Genomic DNA, 19,557 nt, shown 5'->3' with positions numbered 1-19,557 from the left:
TTAATAAAAAAAGGCTGGCTTCGCCAGTCTTTTTCATTTATTCACCGTTTAAACGGTCATCGTCCAAGAATGTATTGAGTACACCCTGAACCATATCCCATTCATCGTCTGCTTCAATTTCATGCAAATCGTTGCTGGTTACATCTCCATCAGCGTCAGCATCAAAACTGAATGCAAGGACTTCGATTTCCTCGTCTTCATCCGTCGAAGCTGGATAAAGTAAAATGTAAGACTTGTCATAATCGTCTGAATGAAAAGTGAATAAAACTTCGTATAACTCCTCATTACCATTTTCATCAACTAAAGTTAATTGGCGATCATCGCCTTGTATTTCTTGTGTCATATTAATCCTTTCGATTTAGGTCTAAATAATTTTGCAGAATTAAAACCGCGGCCATTTGGTCAATAACTTCTTTACGTTTATGGCGGTCATGAATTTCAGCTTCATCAACCAGCACACGCTGGGATTCAACTGTGGTCAAGCGTTCATCTGAATAATAAACCGGCAAGCCAAACTTTTCTTGCAATCTTTGACCGTATGCCTTACTTCTTTTAACAGAAGCACCAGATGAACCGTCCATATTCTTAGGTAATCCTAGCACAAAACCGGACGGATTATATTCACGAACGATTTTCTTCAAAGGACGCATCCCAAAATTAAACCGATCTTCATCAATCGGAATGGTTGTAACTTTCTGGGCGGTTATTCCCAATTCATCACTAACTGCCACTCCAACTGTCTTTGAACCGACATCCAAACCAAGCAAGCGCATTATTTATTTTTGCCAAGATAACTTTTTACAAGCTCTTCAATTATTTCATCACGTTCATGTTTTAAAATCAAATTACGTGCGTCATTATGCCGTGGAATATATGCCGGATCGCCAGACAGTAAGTAACCGACAATCTGGTTAACTGGATTGTATCCTTTTTCTTCAAGGGCATTATATACCTCTTGGAGAGTGTCATAGACATTCTTGCCTTTATTTTCATTAAAGTCAAAATGCATTGTCTTATCTAGCGAACTCATAATCATTCCTCCTAGCATAATTTTACTTGAAAAACCTGTTAAACTCAATCACTTAATTTTCCGTGACGATTGAAACTACTTGTTTGATGGCATCTTCAAGCCCTTCAGGTTTTTTACCACCTGCTTGAGCCATGTTTGGACGGCCACCACCGCCACCACCAAAGGTTGGGGCAACCTGTTTAATTAGGTCACCTGCTTTGAGGCCTGCATCTAGCGCCTTGTCATTTAGACTAATAATCATGTTGGCCTTGTCATCTTTACCTGCAGCTAAAACTAGAACGTCTGACTTGTTCTCACTCTTCCAGGTATCAGCTAGTTCACGTAAGTCATTCATACCGTTAACATCAACTTTTTGCGCAATAATTGATAAATCACCAGCTTGTTCGACATTATTAAAAATTGAACCAGCTTTAACTTGATTAATTTGTGAATTCAAGTCTTCAACTTGTTTTTGACTATCATGCAGCTCTTGTTCTAGACTACCAACTTTATCAAGAATATCTTCAGGTTTAGTTGATTTTACTTCTGCTTGAATTTCGTCCAATAATTCGGAACGGTTTGATAGGTATTCATATGCCTTTTTGGACATCACCGCTTCAATTCTTCTCATTCCCGCACCAATTGCTGACTCGGAAATAATCTTGAAGACACCAATTTGATTGGTATTAGCACAGTGGGTACCACCACAGAACTCAATTGAGAAATCATCCATTTGAACAACGCGGACTTTGTCACCATATTTACCATCGAATAAGGCTAAAGCGCCCATGTCTTTTCCTTTTTCTGGATCAGTAATAGTCGTTTTAACTTCAATTGCTTCCCAGATCTTTTGGTTAACTAAGTTTTCAACCGATTTAATTTCTTTAGCGGTCATTGGCTCAATAGCAGTAAAGTCAAAGCGTAAGAAATCAGGTTCTACCAAACTTCCTGCTTGATGAGTATGCTCACCTAACACACTTCTTAAAGCAGCGTGTAATAAGTGCGTAGCTGTATGTGAATGGCGCAAGCCTTCACGACGAACACGATCAATCTTTAAGGTGTATTCTTCACCTTTTTCAAGTGGCAAAACAACATCAACAAAGTGCATGTTTTGATCATTTGGTGCGTGTTGCACGTCAGTTACTTGAGCAACTAATTCACCTTCACGGTTGTAAATATTACCATGGTCGGCTACCTGACCGCCTCGTTCAGCGTAAAATGGAGTCTTATCAAAGATTAAGACTGCATGATCACCATCAGCTCGATCAACTAGTTTGTCATCAACAAGAATATCAATCAATTTTGCATTGTCTTCGTATACGCCGTACTCAAACTCAGATTTGTCTTTTAGGTTCATTAAAGTTTCATCTTGCGCACCCATTGATTGCAAATCACCACGTGCTTTACGTGCACGTTCTTTTTGAGCTTTCATTTCAGCGTCAAAGCCCTTTTTATCAACTTCTAATCCTGCATCCTGTGCAGTTTCAAAAGTCAGTTCGTAAGGAAAACCGTAAGTATCGAATAACTTAAATGCATCTTTTCCTGAAATTGTTTTATCGTCAGACTTCTTAGCCTTTTCAATTAAGTCATCAAGTAGAGTTAAACCGGAATCAAGAGTTAATTGGAATCTTTCTTCTTCGTTCTTAATTACTTTAGCAATAAAGTCCTTCTGATCAGTAACTTCTGGATAATGGCTTTCCATAATCTTACCAACAACAGGTACTAATTTATAAAGAAATGAACCTTTAATACCTAAGCGTTGACCATTTAAATCGGCACGACGAATTAATCGACGTAGAACGTAGCCACGTCCAGTATTTGATGGTAATGCCCCATCAGCAATAGCAAAACTGACTGTTCGAACGTGATCGGCAATTATCTTGAAGGCAGTAGTGTCTGCTGCGTTTTCGCCATATTTCTTATTTGCAGTCATCTTTTCTGTTTCGTGGATGATTGGCAAGAATAAATCAGTTTCAAAGTTAGTTGGAGCGTCTTGTAAAATTGACAGTACACGCTCTAGTCCCATTCCCGTATCAATGTTTTTATGCGGTTGATCAACATATTCACCATTTGCCAAGTGGTTGTATTGGGAGAACACAATGTTCCAAATTTCTAGATAACGCGCATTTTCACCACCAGGGAAGTTCTCTGGATCGTCTTCTGCCACGTCATTATTTTCTTGACCACGATCATAGAAGATTTCGGAGTCAGGACCACATGGACCTTCACCAATGTCCCAGAAGTTTTCTTCTAATTTAACAATATGATCTTCAGGCATGCCAACTTCAAGCCAAATTTTATGTGCTTCAGTATCTTTAGGGTAAACCGTGCAGTAAAGCTTTTCTTTATCCAAATCAAGCCATTCTGGACTAGTCAAAAATTCCCAAGCCCAAGAAATAGCCTCTTTTTTAAAGTAATCACCAACTGAAAAGTTACCAAGCATTTCAAAGAAGGTTTGGTGACGTGCTGTTTTACCTACGTTTTCAATATCATTAGTTCTAATTGATTTTTGTGAACTAGTAATTCGATGATTTTTAGGTACAACAGAACCATCAAAGTATTTCTTCATTGTTGCAACACCAGAGTTAATCCAAAGTAGTGTTGGATCATCTTGCGGAATTAGTGATTGACTTGGCATCACCATATGACCATGTTGTTCGAAGAAGTCCAAAAACATTTGTCTAAATTCCGAACTTGTTAGTTTCTTCATCAATATCTCTCCCTTTTTTATCCAAAAATAAAAACACCGTTGCCAAATTCAAGGACGCTTTAAAACGCGGTACCACCTCAATTGCAACAGTGTTTGTTACCTCTTAATTATTTTTATTCGTTATATCTATAAGGAGCATTTTTTAAATAACAGTAAGCCCTTCTCACCAATTAGCTCTCTCTTTGAACTGTTAATTTAAAAAACATATCTTAAGTTAACAGTAATTGTACTACTTGCACAATCTTTGTCAATGCATAATAAGCAGATCTAGAAGCTTATTCACATACTGAGTTTGCAAATTATTTTGTTATTTTTAGGCCGCTTTTTATTTGTGCTTATAAAAATCATCAAATACCGAAACCGGCATACGGCGCTTATGCTCACTCTTTCGCCAGAGTGCCTCAATTTTTTCAGCGGCCTCGTCTGACACTTCTCGTCCTTCAAGGTAATCATCAACTTCTTGATACGTTACTCCCAAAGCTGTCTCATCAGGAAGATCTGGTTGGTCTTCTTCTAGATCAGCTGTAGGAGTCTTTAAGTATAAATGCTCAGGACAACCAAGTTCTTTCAGCATTTGTTTACCTTGTCGCTTGTCCAAACGGAACAGAGGCGTAAGATCAGCCGCACCGTCACCATATTTTGTGTAAAAACCACTAAAGTTTTCAGCTGCGTGATCAGTTCCAACAACAGCACCGTTATTAGCACCAGCTATGCCATACTGCACAACCATCCGTTCACGCGCTTTAATGTTGCCTTTATTAAAATCAGTTATTTCTTGACCGGCTTCATTTAAACTAGCAACCATTGCATCAACAGCAGGCTTAATATTAACAATCAAATCCTGATCTGGTTTTTGGAACGCAACCGCGTCAGCTGCATCTTGGGCATCGGCTTGAACACCATATGGCAAGCGCACTGCAATAAATTGATATGACTTATCACCAGTTTCTTCTCTCATTTCGGTAATTGCCATCTGGCATAATTTACCAGTTAAGGTTGAATCTTGTCCGCCTGAAATTCCCAAAACATAAGACTTTAAAAATGGGTTGGCTTTTAAATAATCCTTGAGAAAGTCAACGGATCGTCTAATTTCTTTTTTGGGATCAATTTCTGGTAAAACATGTTCATAGGCAACTATTTCTTTTTGCAATGGTCTCATTTACCTAGTTCTCCTTCATTAATATGGTTACGAATATCTTGAATTAAGTTCATTTTACTATCATATAGATCTTGAGAGAGGTCAACTGGGTATTCCTGTGGATTTAGGCTACGTTTATATTCATCCCACAAGCCGTCTAAATTAGCAGCGCAGAACTGTTTTATTTCAATCAATTTAGGTTGCTTGTATACTAACTTGCCGTCTTTAAAAATATCTTTAAGCAGTGGCTCAGCAGTATAGTCAGTTACGACTTTATTAATGTAGTTATATTGCGGGTGGAACATGTAAAGTGAATCAAATTTTCTTGGATCAACTCCAGCACGTGCAACCCAATCACCCTCATTTTTCTTGGCAGTATTAGCAGAAATACGCCAAACTTGCTTTTTACCAGGCGTAGAAACCTTAATCGCATTTGAAGATATTTTGAGCGTATCACGCATTTGGTGACTGTCGTCTTCAATGGATACTAGCTTGTAAACAGCACCGAGTGCAGGCTGATCATAAGCGGTAATGTACTTAGTACCGATTCCCCAAACGTCAATTTTGGCACCTTGCATTTTCAAACTAGTGATAGTTGTCTCGTCCAAATCGTTTGAAGCATAAATTTTTGCGTCCGTGTAGCCCGCATCATCTAATTCATGACGGACCTGTTTTGAAATGTAGGCCATATCTCCAGAGTCAATTCGAACACCCTGGAAATTGATTTTGTCGCCCATTTCATTTGCTACTCGAATGGCATTAGGAACACCGCTTCTAACCGTGTCATACGTATCAACTAGGAAAACACAATCATGATGCGTTTCGGCATATGCCTTAAATGCTTCATATTCACTGCCAAAAGCTTCAACAAGTGAATGTGCATGTGTCCCAGAAACAGGAATACCAAACAGTTTCCCTGCACGGACATTGCTAGTGGAGTCAAAGCCGCCAATATATGCAGCTCTAGTTCCCCAAATTGCAGCGTCTGTTTCTTGTGCACGACGCGTGCCAAATTCCATTACGCCATCGCCTTGAACGGCTAATTTCACTCTTGCTGCCTTGGTGGCCAATAATGTTTGATAGTTGATAATATTTAAAATTGCCGTTTCAACCAATTGACATTGAGCAAGCGGTCCCTCTACTTGAAGAAGCGGCTCATTGGCAAAAACAATTTCACCTTCACTCATTGAACGCACTGTCAATTTCATTTTCAGATTGCGCAGGTAGTCAATAAAGTCATCATCATATCCTACTTCATTTTTTAGATACTCGAGATCACTTTCTTTGAATTTCAGATTATTTAAATATAGTATTACGTGTTCTAAGCCCGCAAAAACTGAATAGCCATTGCCAAATGGTTCTTCACGATAATATACTTCAAAAACAGCATTACGCTCGGAAATACCCTTTTTAAAGTAGGTATACATCATATTGATTTCGTACAAATCAGTATGCAGGGTTAAAGAATCATCTTGGTCTAGTTCTTGGTAAAACATTGTGTCCTCTTAACTTGATTACAATAAATTTTTTGTTCTTAATTATAACCACTTATCCCAGTTTAAACAATTTAATGCACTGCTAGCAGTGTTTGATAAACTTTTTCAATACTTGCTAATTGTTGTGCCAGAGAAAAGTTAGCCGCAACATATTTCTTTTCACGTTCAGCCATTTGTCTAAGCTCAGCCGGTGGCATAGCGACAGCACTTTTCAAAGCGTTGGTAATTGAATCAACACTCCCAACTTTGGCAACAAAGCCGTGTTGTCCGTCCGGAATCATCTTTTTAATATCGCCGACTGCTGTTGAAAGAAGTGGTAACAAGTTGTCACTAGCCTCTAACAAAACAAGCGGAAAACTCTCCGAATACGATGTTAAAACAGCCAGATCCATACGGCGATAAAGATGCTTCAATTGCTTATGTGTCATAAAGCCTTGAAAGTTTACCTGTGAGCCCAAATCCAATTTTTGTGTTAAGGTCCTCAAGTTATCTAGCTGTGTACCATCACCAGCAAGATATAGATGAACATTTTGATTATCCAGCTTTTTTAAAGCCTTTAGCAGCAATTCTTGACCCTTAACTTTTTCGGCTCGTGCAACATTAACAATATTAAAATGAGGGTGTTCATACTTAGCTGGAATGTCGCTATCTTCATGGAAAAAAGTTCCGTTATAAATGACATGAACTTTCTTTCTATCAACATGAGCTTTTTCAGTGAGTAAATTAGCAAATTTCTGCGTCACCGCAAATACACAATCTGCTTCCCTGATTGCCTTAACATTAGTTTTGGTAAAAACTTTACCTGCTAGTCCTCTTCCCTCAAAATCTAAATATGGATCAGAGTGAACCGTTATGCACCATTTAACAGTAATTCGGCGTTTAATTAGCGCCATAAAAAGATTGGCACGCGCACCATGAGTGTGCACAATTTGATAATTGCCTTCATTGATAAAAGTAGCTAAGCGCCTGAGCGCGGTCAAATCGTAGCGACTACTTGAGCCTAGTACATGACAATTTAACTTTGCCTCCCTTGCAGCTTGGGCCACCGGCCCTTCTGCTAAACATAATAAAGTAAAATCTTTACCTTGCAGCTTAGCTTCAGTTAATAAGTTAATAATGTGCGTTAACCCGCCACCAGATTCGAGGCCAGCATTAACATGCAAAACTTTCATGCTTATCTTCGGTCCTTTTTAGACTTATAAACTTCTACCATAAATTTAGGAATCTTTCCCATTCTTTTATAGCGTGATGGCTCTTTTAGCAAACGGTAAAACCATTCTAAATGTGCTTTTTGCCAGACTTGAGGTGCCCGTTTAACCATTCCAGAAAAGACATCAAAACTGCCACCTACACCCATCATCAAAGCAGGTAATAGGTTTTTACGCAAAATATCAAGCAGTTGTTCTTGTCGAGGTGATCCTAGGGCTGCAAAAACCAAATCTGGTTCAGCACGTTCAATTTGGTATGCAACTACTTCTAAATCGTCTTTAAAGTAGCCGTCTTCTGCACCAACCAGCTGAATATCAGAATATTCACGCGCAATTTTAGTTTGAATTGCGTGTATTACCTTAGGTTTGGCCCCAATTAAGTAAACCCTTAGGCTACGTTCGTTAGCCAATTTCATTAGCCAAGAAAATAAATCATAGCCTGTTACTCGTTCTTTTAATGGTGTTCCCAGTATTTTAGCAGCTTTAACCACGCCAATTCCATCAGGAGTGACATAGTCCGCATCATAATTCAAGATCTTCATAAATTCGGGATTTTCGTTCGCTGACATGACAATTTCTGGATTTGCAGTTACTACAAAAGTAGATTGATGAGTGTTAATCCGACCGATAAACTCATTCTGAAATTGCTTGAAACTCTTATTATCAAAGTCAACGCCTAAAACGCTTACTTTACTCATGTTAGTTTCCTCCTGCGATTAATTTACCTTATTTTAGCAGACAATTTGGTATTTCGGACTATGTTTTACCTTTTCTATAAATATGATAATATTTAGTTGTCGAAGTAAGAGGAGTAACACTACAAATGAAAAAAGTTATCACTTATGGCACTTTTGATTTATTGCACTATGGTCATGTTCGCTTACTAAAGCGCGCTCGTGAGCTAGGTGACTACCTGATCGTCGGTCTTTCGACCGATGAATTCAATGAACTGCAAAAACATAAAGAATCATACAACAATTACGCCGAACGAAAGTTTATTTTAGAAGCTATTCGTTACGTTGACGAAGTTATTCCAGAACAAGACTGGGACCAAAAAATCACTGACATTCAAAAGTATGATATTGACACTTTTGTAATGGGTAATGACTGGGAAGGTAAATTTGATTTTCTCAAATCATATTGTGACGTCGTTTATTTACCTCGTACGCCTGGAATCTCTTCTACTAAAATCAAACAAGATTTAAAATAAAAAACTCTGAACTAAGCTAATTAAAGCAGTTCAGAGTTTTTATTTAGAAAAAGTAAATTCGAAACGATCAGCAACATAGCTGGCCCTGGTATATTCAAAAGGTAATCCAGTGGAGAGCTCAGTTACTTGCAGACGTGTAATCAGCGCCTCGCCTTTTTTGGCATCAAGTAAACGGGCAGAATTTTCATTAGCAATCGCAGCAGAAATATGTTCTGTTACTCGACCTATTTTGTAACCATTTTTTTCTAAAGTTTGGTACAGGTGTGATGAAATATCTGCCTTGGACATTTTCGCAATCAGGCTCTGTGGTATAGTTACAACCTCATAACAAATAGGCACATCATCGGCATAGCGAATACGCTCCATTCGCAAAACCTCTTGGTTAGGAGCCAAGTCGAGACGTTCAGTTTCTGACAATGAAGGCTTACCGATTCGATACGAAATTAGCTTACTTGACGGTGTTTGCCCGTTAGCATGAGTTATATCAGTAAATGACATGATACCAGACATTTTTTCTTGAACTTTTTGGTTAGCTACGTAAGTGCCACTACCAATGCGCTGTTCAAGGATTCCTTCATCCTCAAGTGTCTTGATTGCTTGACGTAAAGTCATCCGCGAAACACCAAATTTTTGCGCCAATTGTCGTTCGGCTGGAATTCTACTGCCGACTTTGTATACGTGATTCTCAATTTCACGTTTTATTTGATTATGAATTTTGATGTACATTGGTTCTTCCAATTATCACACCTCCATGTATGACCATATTATATTCCAAATTGGTCTATTTTAGCCAAGGTAAATCAAATTAATTTTTTGGCGCTATTTTTTCTTGTTGGTCCACTTCATACCCAAAAGTTGCACACTAGCTCCTTGACTGCATTCAACAGCAATCGAGTCATCACTACTGGCAATCACACTTGCATGCATCTTGGCTGCATCTTTCACTGCCAAGTCGGCCCCGTTAGAATTAAAAATCAGGTCATGACCTTCTAAAAATGCTTGGTCACCAAGCGCTAAAAAGTATTGGTATTCAGCACCGCCATTAAAAGTCACTCTGCGTGCCGAACACTTTGCCTTATCTTGAAAATCAGCATGATTAACTACAATAGAATTAATCATTGTTATTTCTGCATCATTAACTGCGATCATTCGGTTAAGCTGGCTATTTTGAATAATCACGTGCGGAGTTTTATCGAGATAGATTCCACCATTAAAATCCGAACCAATGATGTTAGCCCACGTTTTATCAGTAATATACATAGAAGTATCATCATCCGATACGACTTTACTGTTCAACATATTCAGCCAAACTTCACCCTGAAGCAGCATTGAATTTGTAACGGAATTATTTAAATCAATTTCCGCATTTGTTTTTGTAAAAGTATCAATACTACCATGAATACGAGAGTTGTTAATAATAGCCGTACCGTGACCCTCAAGTGCCAAAGTACCAAATTCTTCCGAAACATGTTCAATTGAAGAATCATTCATTTCTAAGCGAAAATCGGCGTTTGCAAAAATAGATAGTGAACCATTTAAAATCATGGTCGAATACAGTTCTAAGGTCACTTTACCGTTAGCAGCAATGGCTGCCGTATCGTTACCGTAACCCTTAATTATGCAATTGCGTAATGTTAAATAAGTGTTTGCTTCAGCGGGCACAAATAAGCTGTTTGAATCTGTATTAGTATTGATGCATAAATTCTCTAAGTTAACAAACTGACTATCAGCCGCAACGTTAACATAACCAAGAATTGTCGTATCTTCTGGTAAACTACCAGTACCCTTAACTGTAATGTCTGAAAACAGGGTATCCTGTGGTAATTCATAAAAGCCCGGTTCTAGAAGTAATACATCATCTGCACGTAAATCTTTTAAAGCTTCGTGCCAGCCGATTTCACTACCTCCAGCCCCAACTTTAACTAGTCTCGACATAAAATTCCTTTCTTAGTTAAAAAGCAAACTAGCTATCATCCTACTCTTTTTCAGTGCCAAGTCATTGTTCTCGCATGAAAATTGTATTTTAAACAGTCAATAAAAGAAAGTAAAAAGGCAACTATCAAGAGCTGCCTTTAGTTTGTAATCTTAATTGGGTTAGCTGGATTCGAACCAGCGCATACTAGTACCAAAAACTAGTGCCTTACCACTTGGCTATAACCCACTGATAATGGAGGAGGGTGGATTCGAACCGCCGAACTCAGAGAGAGCGGTTTTACAGACCGCCGCGTTTAGCCACTTCGCTACTCCTCCGTTACGCACGTTAACTATCTTATCTAAAAACATGCGTAATTGCAAGCAAAAATTATGCTATTTTACTTCTTATATTCTTCAACGTATTTTGCAATTCGTTTTAGGCCTTCCTCAATCTCTGCCATGGCAACTGCATATGAGAAACGGATATAGCCTTCACCACCTTTTGCAAAGCATGAACCACTTGTAACAGCGACATGAGCTTTATCAACCAAGTCATAAATAAATTTGTTATCGTCTTGCTCTAGTCCTTCTGGAATTTTAGCAAAGATGTAGAAGGCACCTTCAGGTTTTGCACATTCAAAGCCAATTTCAGTTAAACCTTTATATAAAACGTCGCGCCGCTTTTGGAATTCTTCTTTCATTGGTTTGGAATCATCCATCCCATTTTTAAAAGCTTCTTCAGCCGCATCCTGCATTGGTGTAGGTTCAGTCGTTACGATTGTCTGGTGCACCTTAGCGATTTGTTCCAAAACGTCCTTTGGCGCACAAACAATTCCAATCCGGTATCCGGTCATTGCCCATGCCTTTGAGACACCATTCATCACAATAACTTGATCATGCAATGATTTCTCCATTGAAGCGTGTGGACCGTCGTAGCAAAGTTCACTATAAATTTCATCACACAAGGCAAAAATTGGCTTGTCACGAATCACATCAGCTAATGCATCAAGCTCATCTTGTGTATAAGTTACCCCTGTTGGATTAGTAGGATAGTTCATTACTAGCATCCGAACACGGTCACCATATTGATCAAGCACAGCCTGTAATTTTTCTGGTGTTAACTTGAAGCCATCATCAGAAGTATCAACTTTAACAATTTCTACTCCTTGATTAATGATATTAGCATCAGACATATAAAGTGGGAAAACAGGAGTAGGCACAACCATCACGTCGCCTTGGTTAAGACACGCTAAAACTGTGTCAAAAATTGATTCAGAAACACCAGTAGTAACCAAAACTTCAGTTTCTGGATCATACTTTTGACCATATTTTTCAGCCAAAAAGTTAGCTGCAGCTTTTCGCAAACCAATTGTTCCATTTGATGGAGCATAGTGCGAGTGATTATCAGTAACACTCTTGATAGCAGCTTGCTTGATGTGCTCTGGAGTGTCGAAATCAGGCTCACCCAAAGTGAACTTGATAACATCAGGAATCTTACTTGCGTAATCGGAAAACTTCAAAATTGGATTTGAAGGAAGATCTGCTAGACCTTTTTTAGTGTAATTAATTAAGTTAACCATATGTTTCACCCTAACTTCTGTTTTCTTGCTTTTTTTAAATTATACAGTTAACGAAATTATTTTTCTACCATATTTATTTAATTTGTTATTAATTTTTATAATAAAAAAGCAGTTCATAATTAAATGAACTGCCTTTATTTGGGTTGGGTGTTCGTAAGAACAATTGGGTTAGCTGGATTCGAACCAGCGCATACTAGTACCAAAAACTAGTGCCTTACCACTTGGCTATAACCCATTCCTTTGAGCTTTTACTTGTTCGCTCAACATTTAATAGTATAGAAAAATGTTGTTCGTAAGTCAAGAGGGAAAATTATTTTTTCATATCCGTAATTACCTTATTAACTCAGCTAAAACTACAGGTTTAATTCATAAGCGTTTCTAGCACCGTTTTCAGTTTGATCAATATAAATAACCCCACGTTCTTCAAAGCCGGTAGCTTTAATTAGACCTTGCATTCTCTTATTAACAGCATGTGTATCGATTCTAAAATTATGTATTCCAAGCATCATTCCACGAGAAATTAAGTTGGACATAAAAATTTTTCCTAGATGCTGGCCACGGAACTTAGTCGAAATCGCAATGCGGTGAATTGTCGCATATTGATCAACATCATTGTTCCATTCACCTTCAATTTGCTCGTACGTCGGTTCAGGGGTCGTCATTAAAACAGCAATTCCTGCAATAGCGTGATCAACCATTAAACAATATGCACGTTCTTTTTCAATATCATCAGATAATATTGCTTCATTAGGCTTTCCTTCTTGCCACTGAGGAGTACCATCGTTTTTCATTAATTGCTTTGCTTCGTCAATTATCTTCATTATTTCTGGTAAATCGCTTTTTTGCGCTAATTTAATATAAGTTGGCATTTTCTAACCCTCACTTTATTCAAGATAATTAATTTTAGCATTTTTTTATTATTTGCTAACAAAAAAGATAGTCAAATTTCGACTATCTTCTTTACAAATTCATTATGGCTTAAAGCCAGTATTATACGTATTATTTTTTACAATATAAGTTGGAATACTGATAAAGTGCATTGAGCAAATATCATTATTATGGGAAAGGCTAAAACCATAATAGTTATAATCACCATCATGTAGAGAGCCCTGAGTATTAAATAGGTCGCCTGCATGTTCCCATTCTTGATAGTTGCTGCGATCATTTCGACCCTCTTCACCACTACCTGTATAGCCAAAAATCATTTGTTTCAAACCAAAATAAACGCTTTTCTTTAATTCTGTCATTGACATTATTCTATTAGGATTATAAAAACCTGCCATGTCTTCGACATAATTATCATCAAGATTTAGTCCATTGGACTTACATGCTTTAACTATCCCAGTAACGTAATGGCTATCCTTGATTGTTTTATTATTTTCAGTATATTGGATTGCTATGTCACGCGCTAGTTTTCGTGCACCAACGCTGTCTTGCCACAATTCAAGACCTAGTTGGCTTCTAGCCTGATTAATTAAGCGGAGTGAAAAAGTGGTTAAAGTATCAATTTGTTCTGGTGTTGGTTTAGCCAAGTCTACCATATTATGGTTATCTTCTTCATTTTCAGCTGCACTAATGCGACTAAAGCTATTAGTCTTCATCCCTTTAATTGAGGCATTGATAAAAGCCTGACTAGGATTGCCCTGATAAGCTTGTAACAGCTCTAGCTTGGTATATCCCGCTGGCATTTGTAGCTGGGCTTGAACATATTTTTCAGGACTCGGTTGTTTTATCACAGTCGCATCCTTGGCTAAAATCCAGTGGGAATTACTACCAATTTTGTATGCTACATGCTTTTGCTTACCAATTTTCTTTTTCGAACTATATGGATAACGATACTTTGGACTTGCATAAAAATTAGAGTGCTTGCCTTTAATCGTGTATAAGCGCACTTTTTTATTGCTTCTAGTTTTGACATAGCCTTTAACAGTAGCTGCTGCCACCTGATTTGACTCAGTCAATCCAAGTACTGGGACAGTTACCCAAAAAATAAGGTTAATCGCGACAAGGGCAAGTTTACTTTTCTTCATTTATCTTCCTCAAGAGTATTCTTTACCTAACGGCTCTTTATGGTTTATGTTTAATTCTAAAACTAATTATACGTTATTACCACTTTATTTCCTTCATCAACTTTTTAAAACGAGGTAAGGGAAAATAATTACATTCAAGCATAATCGATTCTTCATTGATCGAATGGACTCGTTCGATAAACGGTGCTCTATGGCCAAAGAGCTAACAATGCGTTTAACTTTCTGTGGCTGTCGGACAAAAGTTCCAACCACTTGAATCTTTTCCACCAAACCATCATCAGCTAAGCCTTTAATTGCTTTTCTTAAAGTAACACGGCTAACATCAAATTGCTCACTTAAAGTCTTCATTACCTATATTCTGACTTGCAGACATATCTTCTTAGGTCTAATGAGTGATTATGAACAACGACCAATTTAGCTCTATATTCATAAAGAATAGCATAAAATAGCTTCTGCGGTTACATATATTTTTCCTAAAAACATTCAACACATTTATCTAATATTTGCGGTTTGCCTATACTTTTTACAAAATAAGAAAAGTTCGCCACTTTTGGCAAGTTGCGTAGTATATTTACGAATTTACAATAATTTTGAATAAATAAGTTAAATGAATACAATGTGAGACTATAGTTTTCGTAATTTATATTTCCCTAAGCACATTAATTGCAATAAAAAGCTATTACCTAATCTACTAGAATTACATGCCAAGCTCTCATTTCAATTTTAAAATTTACTATTTTCTTGAGCTCTTATTCATTAATATAATGATGTACCTTTTTGTCTTGAATGGATTTGGTTGCCACCAAAATTTGATCAACTAAAAAGCGCTGACCTTAATCATCCCTTATATCAGTTGTTGAAGGACCAATTTTCAACAATACCTAGTACTGGCAGAAAGACTTTTAAAATAGCATTTGCAACTAAAGAAGAATCAGTTCTACTAAATGTTGACCAGAATTCACCATTAATGCTAATCAAAGACTTTGTTTATGATGAAAAGGGCCAACCTTTACACATCACCTCACAAATACTTCGCAGTGATAAGCTGACCTATGCAATTGACCATTAATTTCAATACAAAAAAAGAGCTAGTAATTAAACTAGCTCTTCTTTTTTGTTAAATTGTTATTTATATTTTTAGCGGAATTATTAGTACCAGCCATTTGCTTGCCAGAATGCCTTAGCGGCTGCCCATGAACCATAACGTTGCGCAACATAATTATTAGCAACGCGCTCTTGGTTAGCGGCGGAGTAATCTCCATTAAGGTAGGAAGCTGATAGTTGATATTTGCCAATATATTGGCCATTTTGTGCACTGTATGAGCCGCCGGATTCCCGACTTGCAATCCATGCCTTAGCTTCAGATTCTGAGCCAGCTGGACTTACATAATTTTGCGCATTTGCGCTGTAGTTTACACTTGTATCTTCCGCATTAGCTGAATTATCATCTGCAACTACTGCTTCTTGACTTGAAGCATTTTCTGGGTAGTAGCCTTTGTTAACGTATTTAGCTTTTACCCATTGATTCTTACCTAGGTCGTACCATTTATGACCATCTTTGTCATAAGCAGTTTTAATAACTTTCCAGGAAGAATTACTTGGCAAAATTTGTCCAGTAGCTTCAGGATGCTTGTAGCTGTTCCAAACGCGGATAGAATTGCCATCTACATAATTTACAGTTACAACTTCTGCATCATTTTCTACTGTTGCAGCTTGAACCGTGTCTGTATTGGTGCTGTTCATTAATGCTACACCAGAAATTGACATTGCTGCTACTGCTGCTGTTTTAGCCAAGATAGATTTTACCTTCAAAAAAATCTCTCCTTATAAAAAACCCGATCTTTTTTTCTATCTCAAATTGAAAGCACAAAAGTGACTTTCGCTTTGATGTTCTATATCCTACAACCTAAAAATTGCAGAACCATAACAGAAGTATCACTCGCTTTTTAAGAAATAATTACCTAAATAAAAATACTTGTCACATTTGTAATAGAATTTTTTTGAATTAGTAAACGTGTGAAAACCACTTATAATGCTAGATTTACTTATATTTGCTAAATACAAGAACTAATGTTTGTATTTAGCAATTAGGATTTTTTTAGAGCGCTTTTGAAACATGATTGAAAAATAACAATCGCTATTTTATCGGTGCTATCTCTGGTTTTTTCGCCATTATTAATTAAATTTAGCACTAAAAGTGCTATAGTTAAGATAAGTTTTTTGCAGAAAGGACAATAATCATGAGCAAATATACTGTTACATTAAGTGACGAAGATATCCAAATGATTAAAGATTGCCATTCAAAAAATCCTTCTATTATGAAGGCTCTCGATGAGGCAAAAAAGATTGCGGATTAATTAAATAAAGAAAAATCCTAACTTATTAAGAAGTTAGGATTTTTTATTTGCTAATTTTTAAACAGTGCCATAATTTCATCAGGTGATTTAGCATTCTTGAGCTGAGTAATAAATTCCTGATGGGTTAAAAGCTTAGCTGTGTTTGATAAGTACTGTAAATGGACATTACTATCTACCTGTGGAATTAGGAAAGAGATAACTGTATCAATTTTTTGACCATCTAGTGATTGCCACTCAACTGGATTTTTGAGTTTGAGAACAATCATCGAGGACTTGGTAATTGCAGAAGACTGGGCATGAGGTATTGCAAAACCATCAGTCATTCCTGTTGAGCCCTCCTTTTCACGGTTAAGATAACTGTCATATACTTTTTCACTATCATTTGCTAAACCATTTCTTTCAGCAAAGTCAGCTAAATAGTGTAAAGCATCATTACGACTTGCAACATCAACATTAACTTGAATGTTTTTTAGTTCAAGAATTTCACTAGGATCAAATGATTCATCGGCACTTACTTCACCATTATTTGAAACACTAGCTGTGACATTCTCAGTTGCAAGTTGCTCTTTTTTGGCAAATCTACCAGCAATTAGTGCCAAAAGAGCTCCAGAAACAACTGAACCAATTAATATCCATAGAACCCATAAAAATGGTTTATTAACTAAAGGTAAAACAATAAAACCACCATGAGGTGCAGGAACCGTGATACGTGTAATATAAGTTAGAACCGAAGCGATTGCTGAACCAATCATGAATGCAGGTATATTCCAAAGCGGATGTTTAGCTGCAAATGGAATAGCACCTTCTGTAATGTGAGTTGAACCTAACAAAAAGTTAACATAACCCGCAGCTCTTTCACTATTTGAATATGCTTTAGGATTAAATAGAACTGCAAAACCTGTTGCTAAAGGTGGTGCAATACAAGCAGCTGAAACACCAGCCATAAAATAATAATTTCCTTGTGCTAAAAGGACTGTTCCAGTAACATATGCTGCCTTGTTAATCGGGCCACCGAAGTCAGATGCACACATTACACCGATAATAATCCCCAATAATGCAGGATTAGTATTTTCAAATCCTCTAAGCCAGTTCATTAGACCAACGTTAATTACCTTAATTGGGGTATTCAACATAAACATAATTGAACCAGTGATTAAAACGCCAAGGACAGGAAGTAAGAAGATTGACTTTAAGCCTCTAAATTTATTGTCAGGCAATGGCTTGAATAATTTTTGTAATAGCGTAACAACGATTGCAGCCAAGTAACCTGCCACAATTGCTCCTAAAAATCCGCCACCTCCATTAAAGGTCACAAATCCAGCTGCTAGTCCCACTACGAAACCAGTTCTTTGTGTAAAGGCTTCAGCTATGTAAGCTCCCAAAACTGGTGCCATCAGGTTCATCGTGGTACCACCGACCGTATTTAACATTGCAGCAATTTGATTATACTCACTACTTTTCGGGTTAGCAGAGTCAATTCCCCAGAAAAAGGAAATAGCTGTTAAGACACCGCCTGCTACCACAAACGGTAACATGTGAGAAACACCATTCATTAATGAAGTATAAATCTTATTGCCGAAATTCTGCGTTTGTGTCGCACTAGCTTCGTTTTCTCCTTTGGCCGTCTGCCCTTCTTTATAAATAGGCGCTGTTAGAGCCTTCTTCACTAGTGCATCTGGATCTTTTACACCTCGTGCAACTGGCACCATAACTAGTCTTTTTCCAGCAAAACGATCTGTTCCAACATCTATATCAGAAGCAATTATGACTGCCTTGGCATCCTTGATTTCTTCTGGTGATAATTTGTTTTCAATACCAGTCTGACCGTGCGTTTCAATTTTAATTGTATATCCCAGCTTTTGAGCAGCTTTTTCTAAAGCTTCCTCAGCCATAAAAGTATGGGCAACACCGGTTGCACAACCAGTTGCTCCCACCAAGTCATATTTAGTCATCATTCAGTCTTCCCTTCTCTAACTGTAATTTGTGGCAATAGCTCATCTAATTCAAAATTGGTTAATCCCAATCTGCTAGCTGTATCACTACCTGCAGCAACTGCTGTTTTAAGAGCTTCTTTAGCTGGTTTGCCCTTGGATAATAATCCAATAAATGTTCCAAGCATCGTATCACCTGCACAAGCTGAATTCACTAACTTGATTTTAGGTGCATTAGCATAAAGTACAGTGTTTTCATTAACTAACGCAGCCCCTTGTGCTCCTAGTGAAACCAGGACATTCTGACACCCCAGGCTAATTAATCTTTGTGCAAGCTCGATTATCTTTTCTTGTGTCATCTCACCGTGATAATTAAAAAAAGTGGCAAGTTCATCATCATTTGGTTTAAGCAAAAATGGATGAAACTTTAATGTATCCAAAACTGCCAGGTAGCTACAATCAATTACTAATTTGACTGCATTTTTTTCTGCAATTTGAGCAATCTTAACTAAAAAGTTAGGTTCAATTCCCCTAGAAAAACTTCCAGAAATTACAATCATGTCGTTTTTATGAACGCTAGAATCCAAGTAGTTCAAAAACTTTTCTTGGACAGCTTGACTAATTATGGGACCTGGATTAACCTCTTTATATTCAGTATTTTGATCAATTACATTAGTAAAAACATTAACCCTAGTTGGTTCATCAACTTTATAGAAGTTGGCCTTAATCCCACTATCTTCTAATCCCGATGTAACATAATCTAATGTAAAACCACCACCTATTCCTGTTGCAATACTGTCAATATTTAGTTTCTTTAAAATAAATGAAACGTTGACACCTTTACCATTAGGTTGCAATTCAAACCGCTCAGTTCGATTAACAACCTTAGGCTCTAATTTTTTGGTTACAATTACTAAATCAATTGCTGGATTTAAAGTTATTGTGTATATCAAAGTATTCTCTCCTTTACCACC

At 37.3% G+C, this 19,557-nt stretch carries 18 protein-coding genes, 3 tRNA genes and 1 pseudogene; 2 read left to right on the top strand and 20 right to left on the bottom strand.

Annotated features, from left to right (window positions below):
• Window positions 1–37: 37 nt before the first annotated feature.
• The 8 genes from F5ESL0263_RS01745 to F5ESL0263_RS01710 all read right to left on the bottom strand — a co-directional run bounded on the left by F5ESL0263_RS01745 (window position 38) and on the right by F5ESL0263_RS01710 (window position 8,259).
• Complete coding sequence (locus F5ESL0263_RS01745; protein WP_074426375.1) at window positions 38–343, bottom strand: DUF1292 domain-containing protein; 306 nt, start codon at window positions 341–343, stop codon at window positions 38–40.
• 1 nt (window position 344) lies between these two features.
• Window positions 345–773 carry a Holliday junction resolvase RuvX gene (ruvX, locus tag F5ESL0263_RS01740; protein WP_074426374.1) on the bottom strand — a complete coding sequence of 143 codons (429 nt, stop codon included), beginning with the start codon at window positions 771–773 and terminating at the stop codon, window positions 345–347.
• A complete protein-coding gene (locus tag F5ESL0263_RS01735; protein WP_046306129.1) occupies window positions 773–1,030 on the bottom strand; it encodes an IreB family regulatory phosphoprotein in 258 nt (85 codons plus the stop codon). Before F5ESL0263_RS01735 ends, ruvX begins: the two co-directional genes overlap by 1 nt.
• 52 nt (window positions 1,031–1,082) lie before the next feature.
• Complete coding sequence (alaS, locus tag F5ESL0263_RS01730; protein WP_122034396.1) at window positions 1,083–3,719, bottom strand: alanine--tRNA ligase; 2,637 nt, start codon at window positions 3,717–3,719, stop codon at window positions 1,083–1,085.
• Window positions 3,720–4,044: 325 nt separating this feature from the next.
• Window positions 4,045–4,878, bottom strand: a complete 834-nt coding sequence (gene nadE / locus F5ESL0263_RS01725) for an ammonia-dependent NAD(+) synthetase (RefSeq protein ID WP_122034394.1) — start codon at window positions 4,876–4,878, stop codon at window positions 4,045–4,047.
• On the bottom strand, window positions 4,875–6,353 hold the full coding sequence (locus F5ESL0263_RS01720; RefSeq protein WP_074426371.1) for a nicotinate phosphoribosyltransferase: 1,479 nt from the start codon (window positions 6,351–6,353) through the stop codon (window positions 4,875–4,877). The genes nadE and F5ESL0263_RS01720 overlap by 4 nt, the downstream gene beginning before the upstream one ends.
• A 71-nt stretch (window positions 6,354–6,424) precedes the next feature.
• Window positions 6,425–7,525 carry a glycosyltransferase gene (locus F5ESL0263_RS01715; protein ID WP_122034392.1) on the bottom strand — a complete coding sequence of 367 codons (1,101 nt, stop codon included), beginning with the start codon at window positions 7,523–7,525 and terminating at the stop codon, window positions 6,425–6,427.
• A gap of 2 nt (window positions 7,526–7,527) precedes the next feature.
• Window positions 7,528–8,259, bottom strand: a complete 732-nt coding sequence (locus F5ESL0263_RS01710; protein WP_122034390.1) for a WecB/TagA/CpsF family glycosyltransferase — start codon at window positions 8,257–8,259, stop codon at window positions 7,528–7,530.
• Between the two features lie 125 nt (window positions 8,260–8,384).
• On the opposite strand from F5ESL0263_RS01710, the gene tagD reads away from it, so the two are divergent.
• Window positions 8,385–8,771, top strand: a complete 387-nt coding sequence (gene tagD / locus F5ESL0263_RS01705; RefSeq protein ID WP_046306118.1) for a glycerol-3-phosphate cytidylyltransferase — start codon at window positions 8,385–8,387, stop codon at window positions 8,769–8,771.
• A 39-nt stretch (window positions 8,772–8,810) separates the two neighbouring features.
• Here tagD and F5ESL0263_RS01700 read toward each other — a convergent pair whose 3' ends face one another.
• From F5ESL0263_RS01700 to F5ESL0263_RS01660, 9 genes are all read right to left on the bottom strand, one after another.
• Entirely contained in the window at window positions 8,811–9,509 is a 699-nt protein-coding gene (locus tag F5ESL0263_RS01700) for a GntR family transcriptional regulator (protein ID WP_046306117.1), read from the bottom strand.
• An 81-nt stretch (window positions 9,510–9,590) separates the two neighbouring features.
• The gene (locus F5ESL0263_RS01695; protein WP_122034388.1) at window positions 9,591–10,706 is read right to left on the bottom strand and encodes a hypothetical protein; all 1,116 of its coding nucleotides are present in this window, start codon (window positions 10,704–10,706) and stop codon (window positions 9,591–9,593) included.
• Window positions 10,707–10,860: 154 nt separating this feature from the next.
• A tRNA-Gln gene (locus tag F5ESL0263_RS01690) sits at window positions 10,861–10,932 on the bottom strand.
• Window positions 10,933–10,939: 7 nt separating this feature from the next.
• A tRNA-Tyr gene (locus F5ESL0263_RS01685) sits at window positions 10,940–11,021 on the bottom strand.
• Window positions 11,022–11,083: 62 nt separating this feature from the next.
• Window positions 11,084–12,265, bottom strand: a complete 1,182-nt coding sequence (locus F5ESL0263_RS01680; protein WP_122034386.1) for an aminotransferase class I/II-fold pyridoxal phosphate-dependent enzyme — start codon at window positions 12,263–12,265, stop codon at window positions 11,084–11,086.
• A 163-nt stretch (window positions 12,266–12,428) separates the two neighbouring features.
• A tRNA-Gln gene (locus F5ESL0263_RS01675) sits at window positions 12,429–12,500 on the bottom strand.
• Window positions 12,501–12,618: 118 nt separating this feature from the next.
• Complete coding sequence (locus F5ESL0263_RS01670) at window positions 12,619–13,134, bottom strand: GNAT family N-acetyltransferase (RefSeq protein ID WP_122034384.1); 516 nt, start codon at window positions 13,132–13,134, stop codon at window positions 12,619–12,621.
• Between the two features lie 102 nt (window positions 13,135–13,236).
• Window positions 13,237–14,295, bottom strand: coding sequence for an SEC10/PgrA surface exclusion domain-containing protein (locus F5ESL0263_RS01665; protein WP_122034382.1), 1,059 nt, complete (start codon window positions 14,293–14,295; stop codon window positions 13,237–13,239).
• 96 nt (window positions 14,296–14,391) lie between these two features.
• A complete protein-coding gene (locus F5ESL0263_RS01660; RefSeq protein ID WP_122034380.1) occupies window positions 14,392–14,643 on the bottom strand; it encodes a GntR family transcriptional regulator in 252 nt (83 codons plus the stop codon).
• 427 nt (window positions 14,644–15,070) lie between these two features.
• Here F5ESL0263_RS01660 and F5ESL0263_RS01655 point away from each other — a divergent pair.
• Window positions 15,071–15,364: pseudogene (locus F5ESL0263_RS01655) on the top strand (UTRA domain-containing protein); the annotation flags it as partial.
• A gap of 80 nt (window positions 15,365–15,444) precedes the next feature.
• Here the strand turns inward: F5ESL0263_RS01655 and F5ESL0263_RS01650 are convergent.
• The 3 genes from F5ESL0263_RS01650 to pfkB form a co-directional block, all read right to left on the bottom strand.
• Window positions 15,445–16,107 carry a hypothetical protein gene (locus F5ESL0263_RS01650; protein WP_122034377.1) on the bottom strand — a complete coding sequence of 221 codons (663 nt, stop codon included), beginning with the start codon at window positions 16,105–16,107 and terminating at the stop codon, window positions 15,445–15,447.
• Window positions 16,108–16,702: 595 nt separating this feature from the next.
• Window positions 16,703–18,604, bottom strand: a complete 1,902-nt coding sequence (locus tag F5ESL0263_RS01640) for a fructose-specific PTS transporter subunit EIIC (protein WP_122034418.1) — start codon at window positions 18,602–18,604, stop codon at window positions 16,703–16,705.
• The gene (gene pfkB / locus F5ESL0263_RS01635) at window positions 18,604–19,536 is read right to left on the bottom strand and encodes a 1-phosphofructokinase (RefSeq protein ID WP_122034375.1); all 933 of its coding nucleotides are present in this window, start codon (window positions 19,534–19,536) and stop codon (window positions 18,604–18,606) included. Before pfkB ends, F5ESL0263_RS01640 begins: the two co-directional genes overlap by 1 nt.
• Window positions 19,537–19,557 lie beyond the last annotated feature (21 nt).

Source organism: Lactobacillus sp. ESL0263 (genome assembly GCF_003692845.1).
Classification (GTDB): domain Bacteria; phylum Bacillota; class Bacilli; order Lactobacillales; family Lactobacillaceae; genus Lactobacillus; species Lactobacillus apis.
This window is presented reverse-complemented; position numbering and strand designations above follow the sequence as displayed.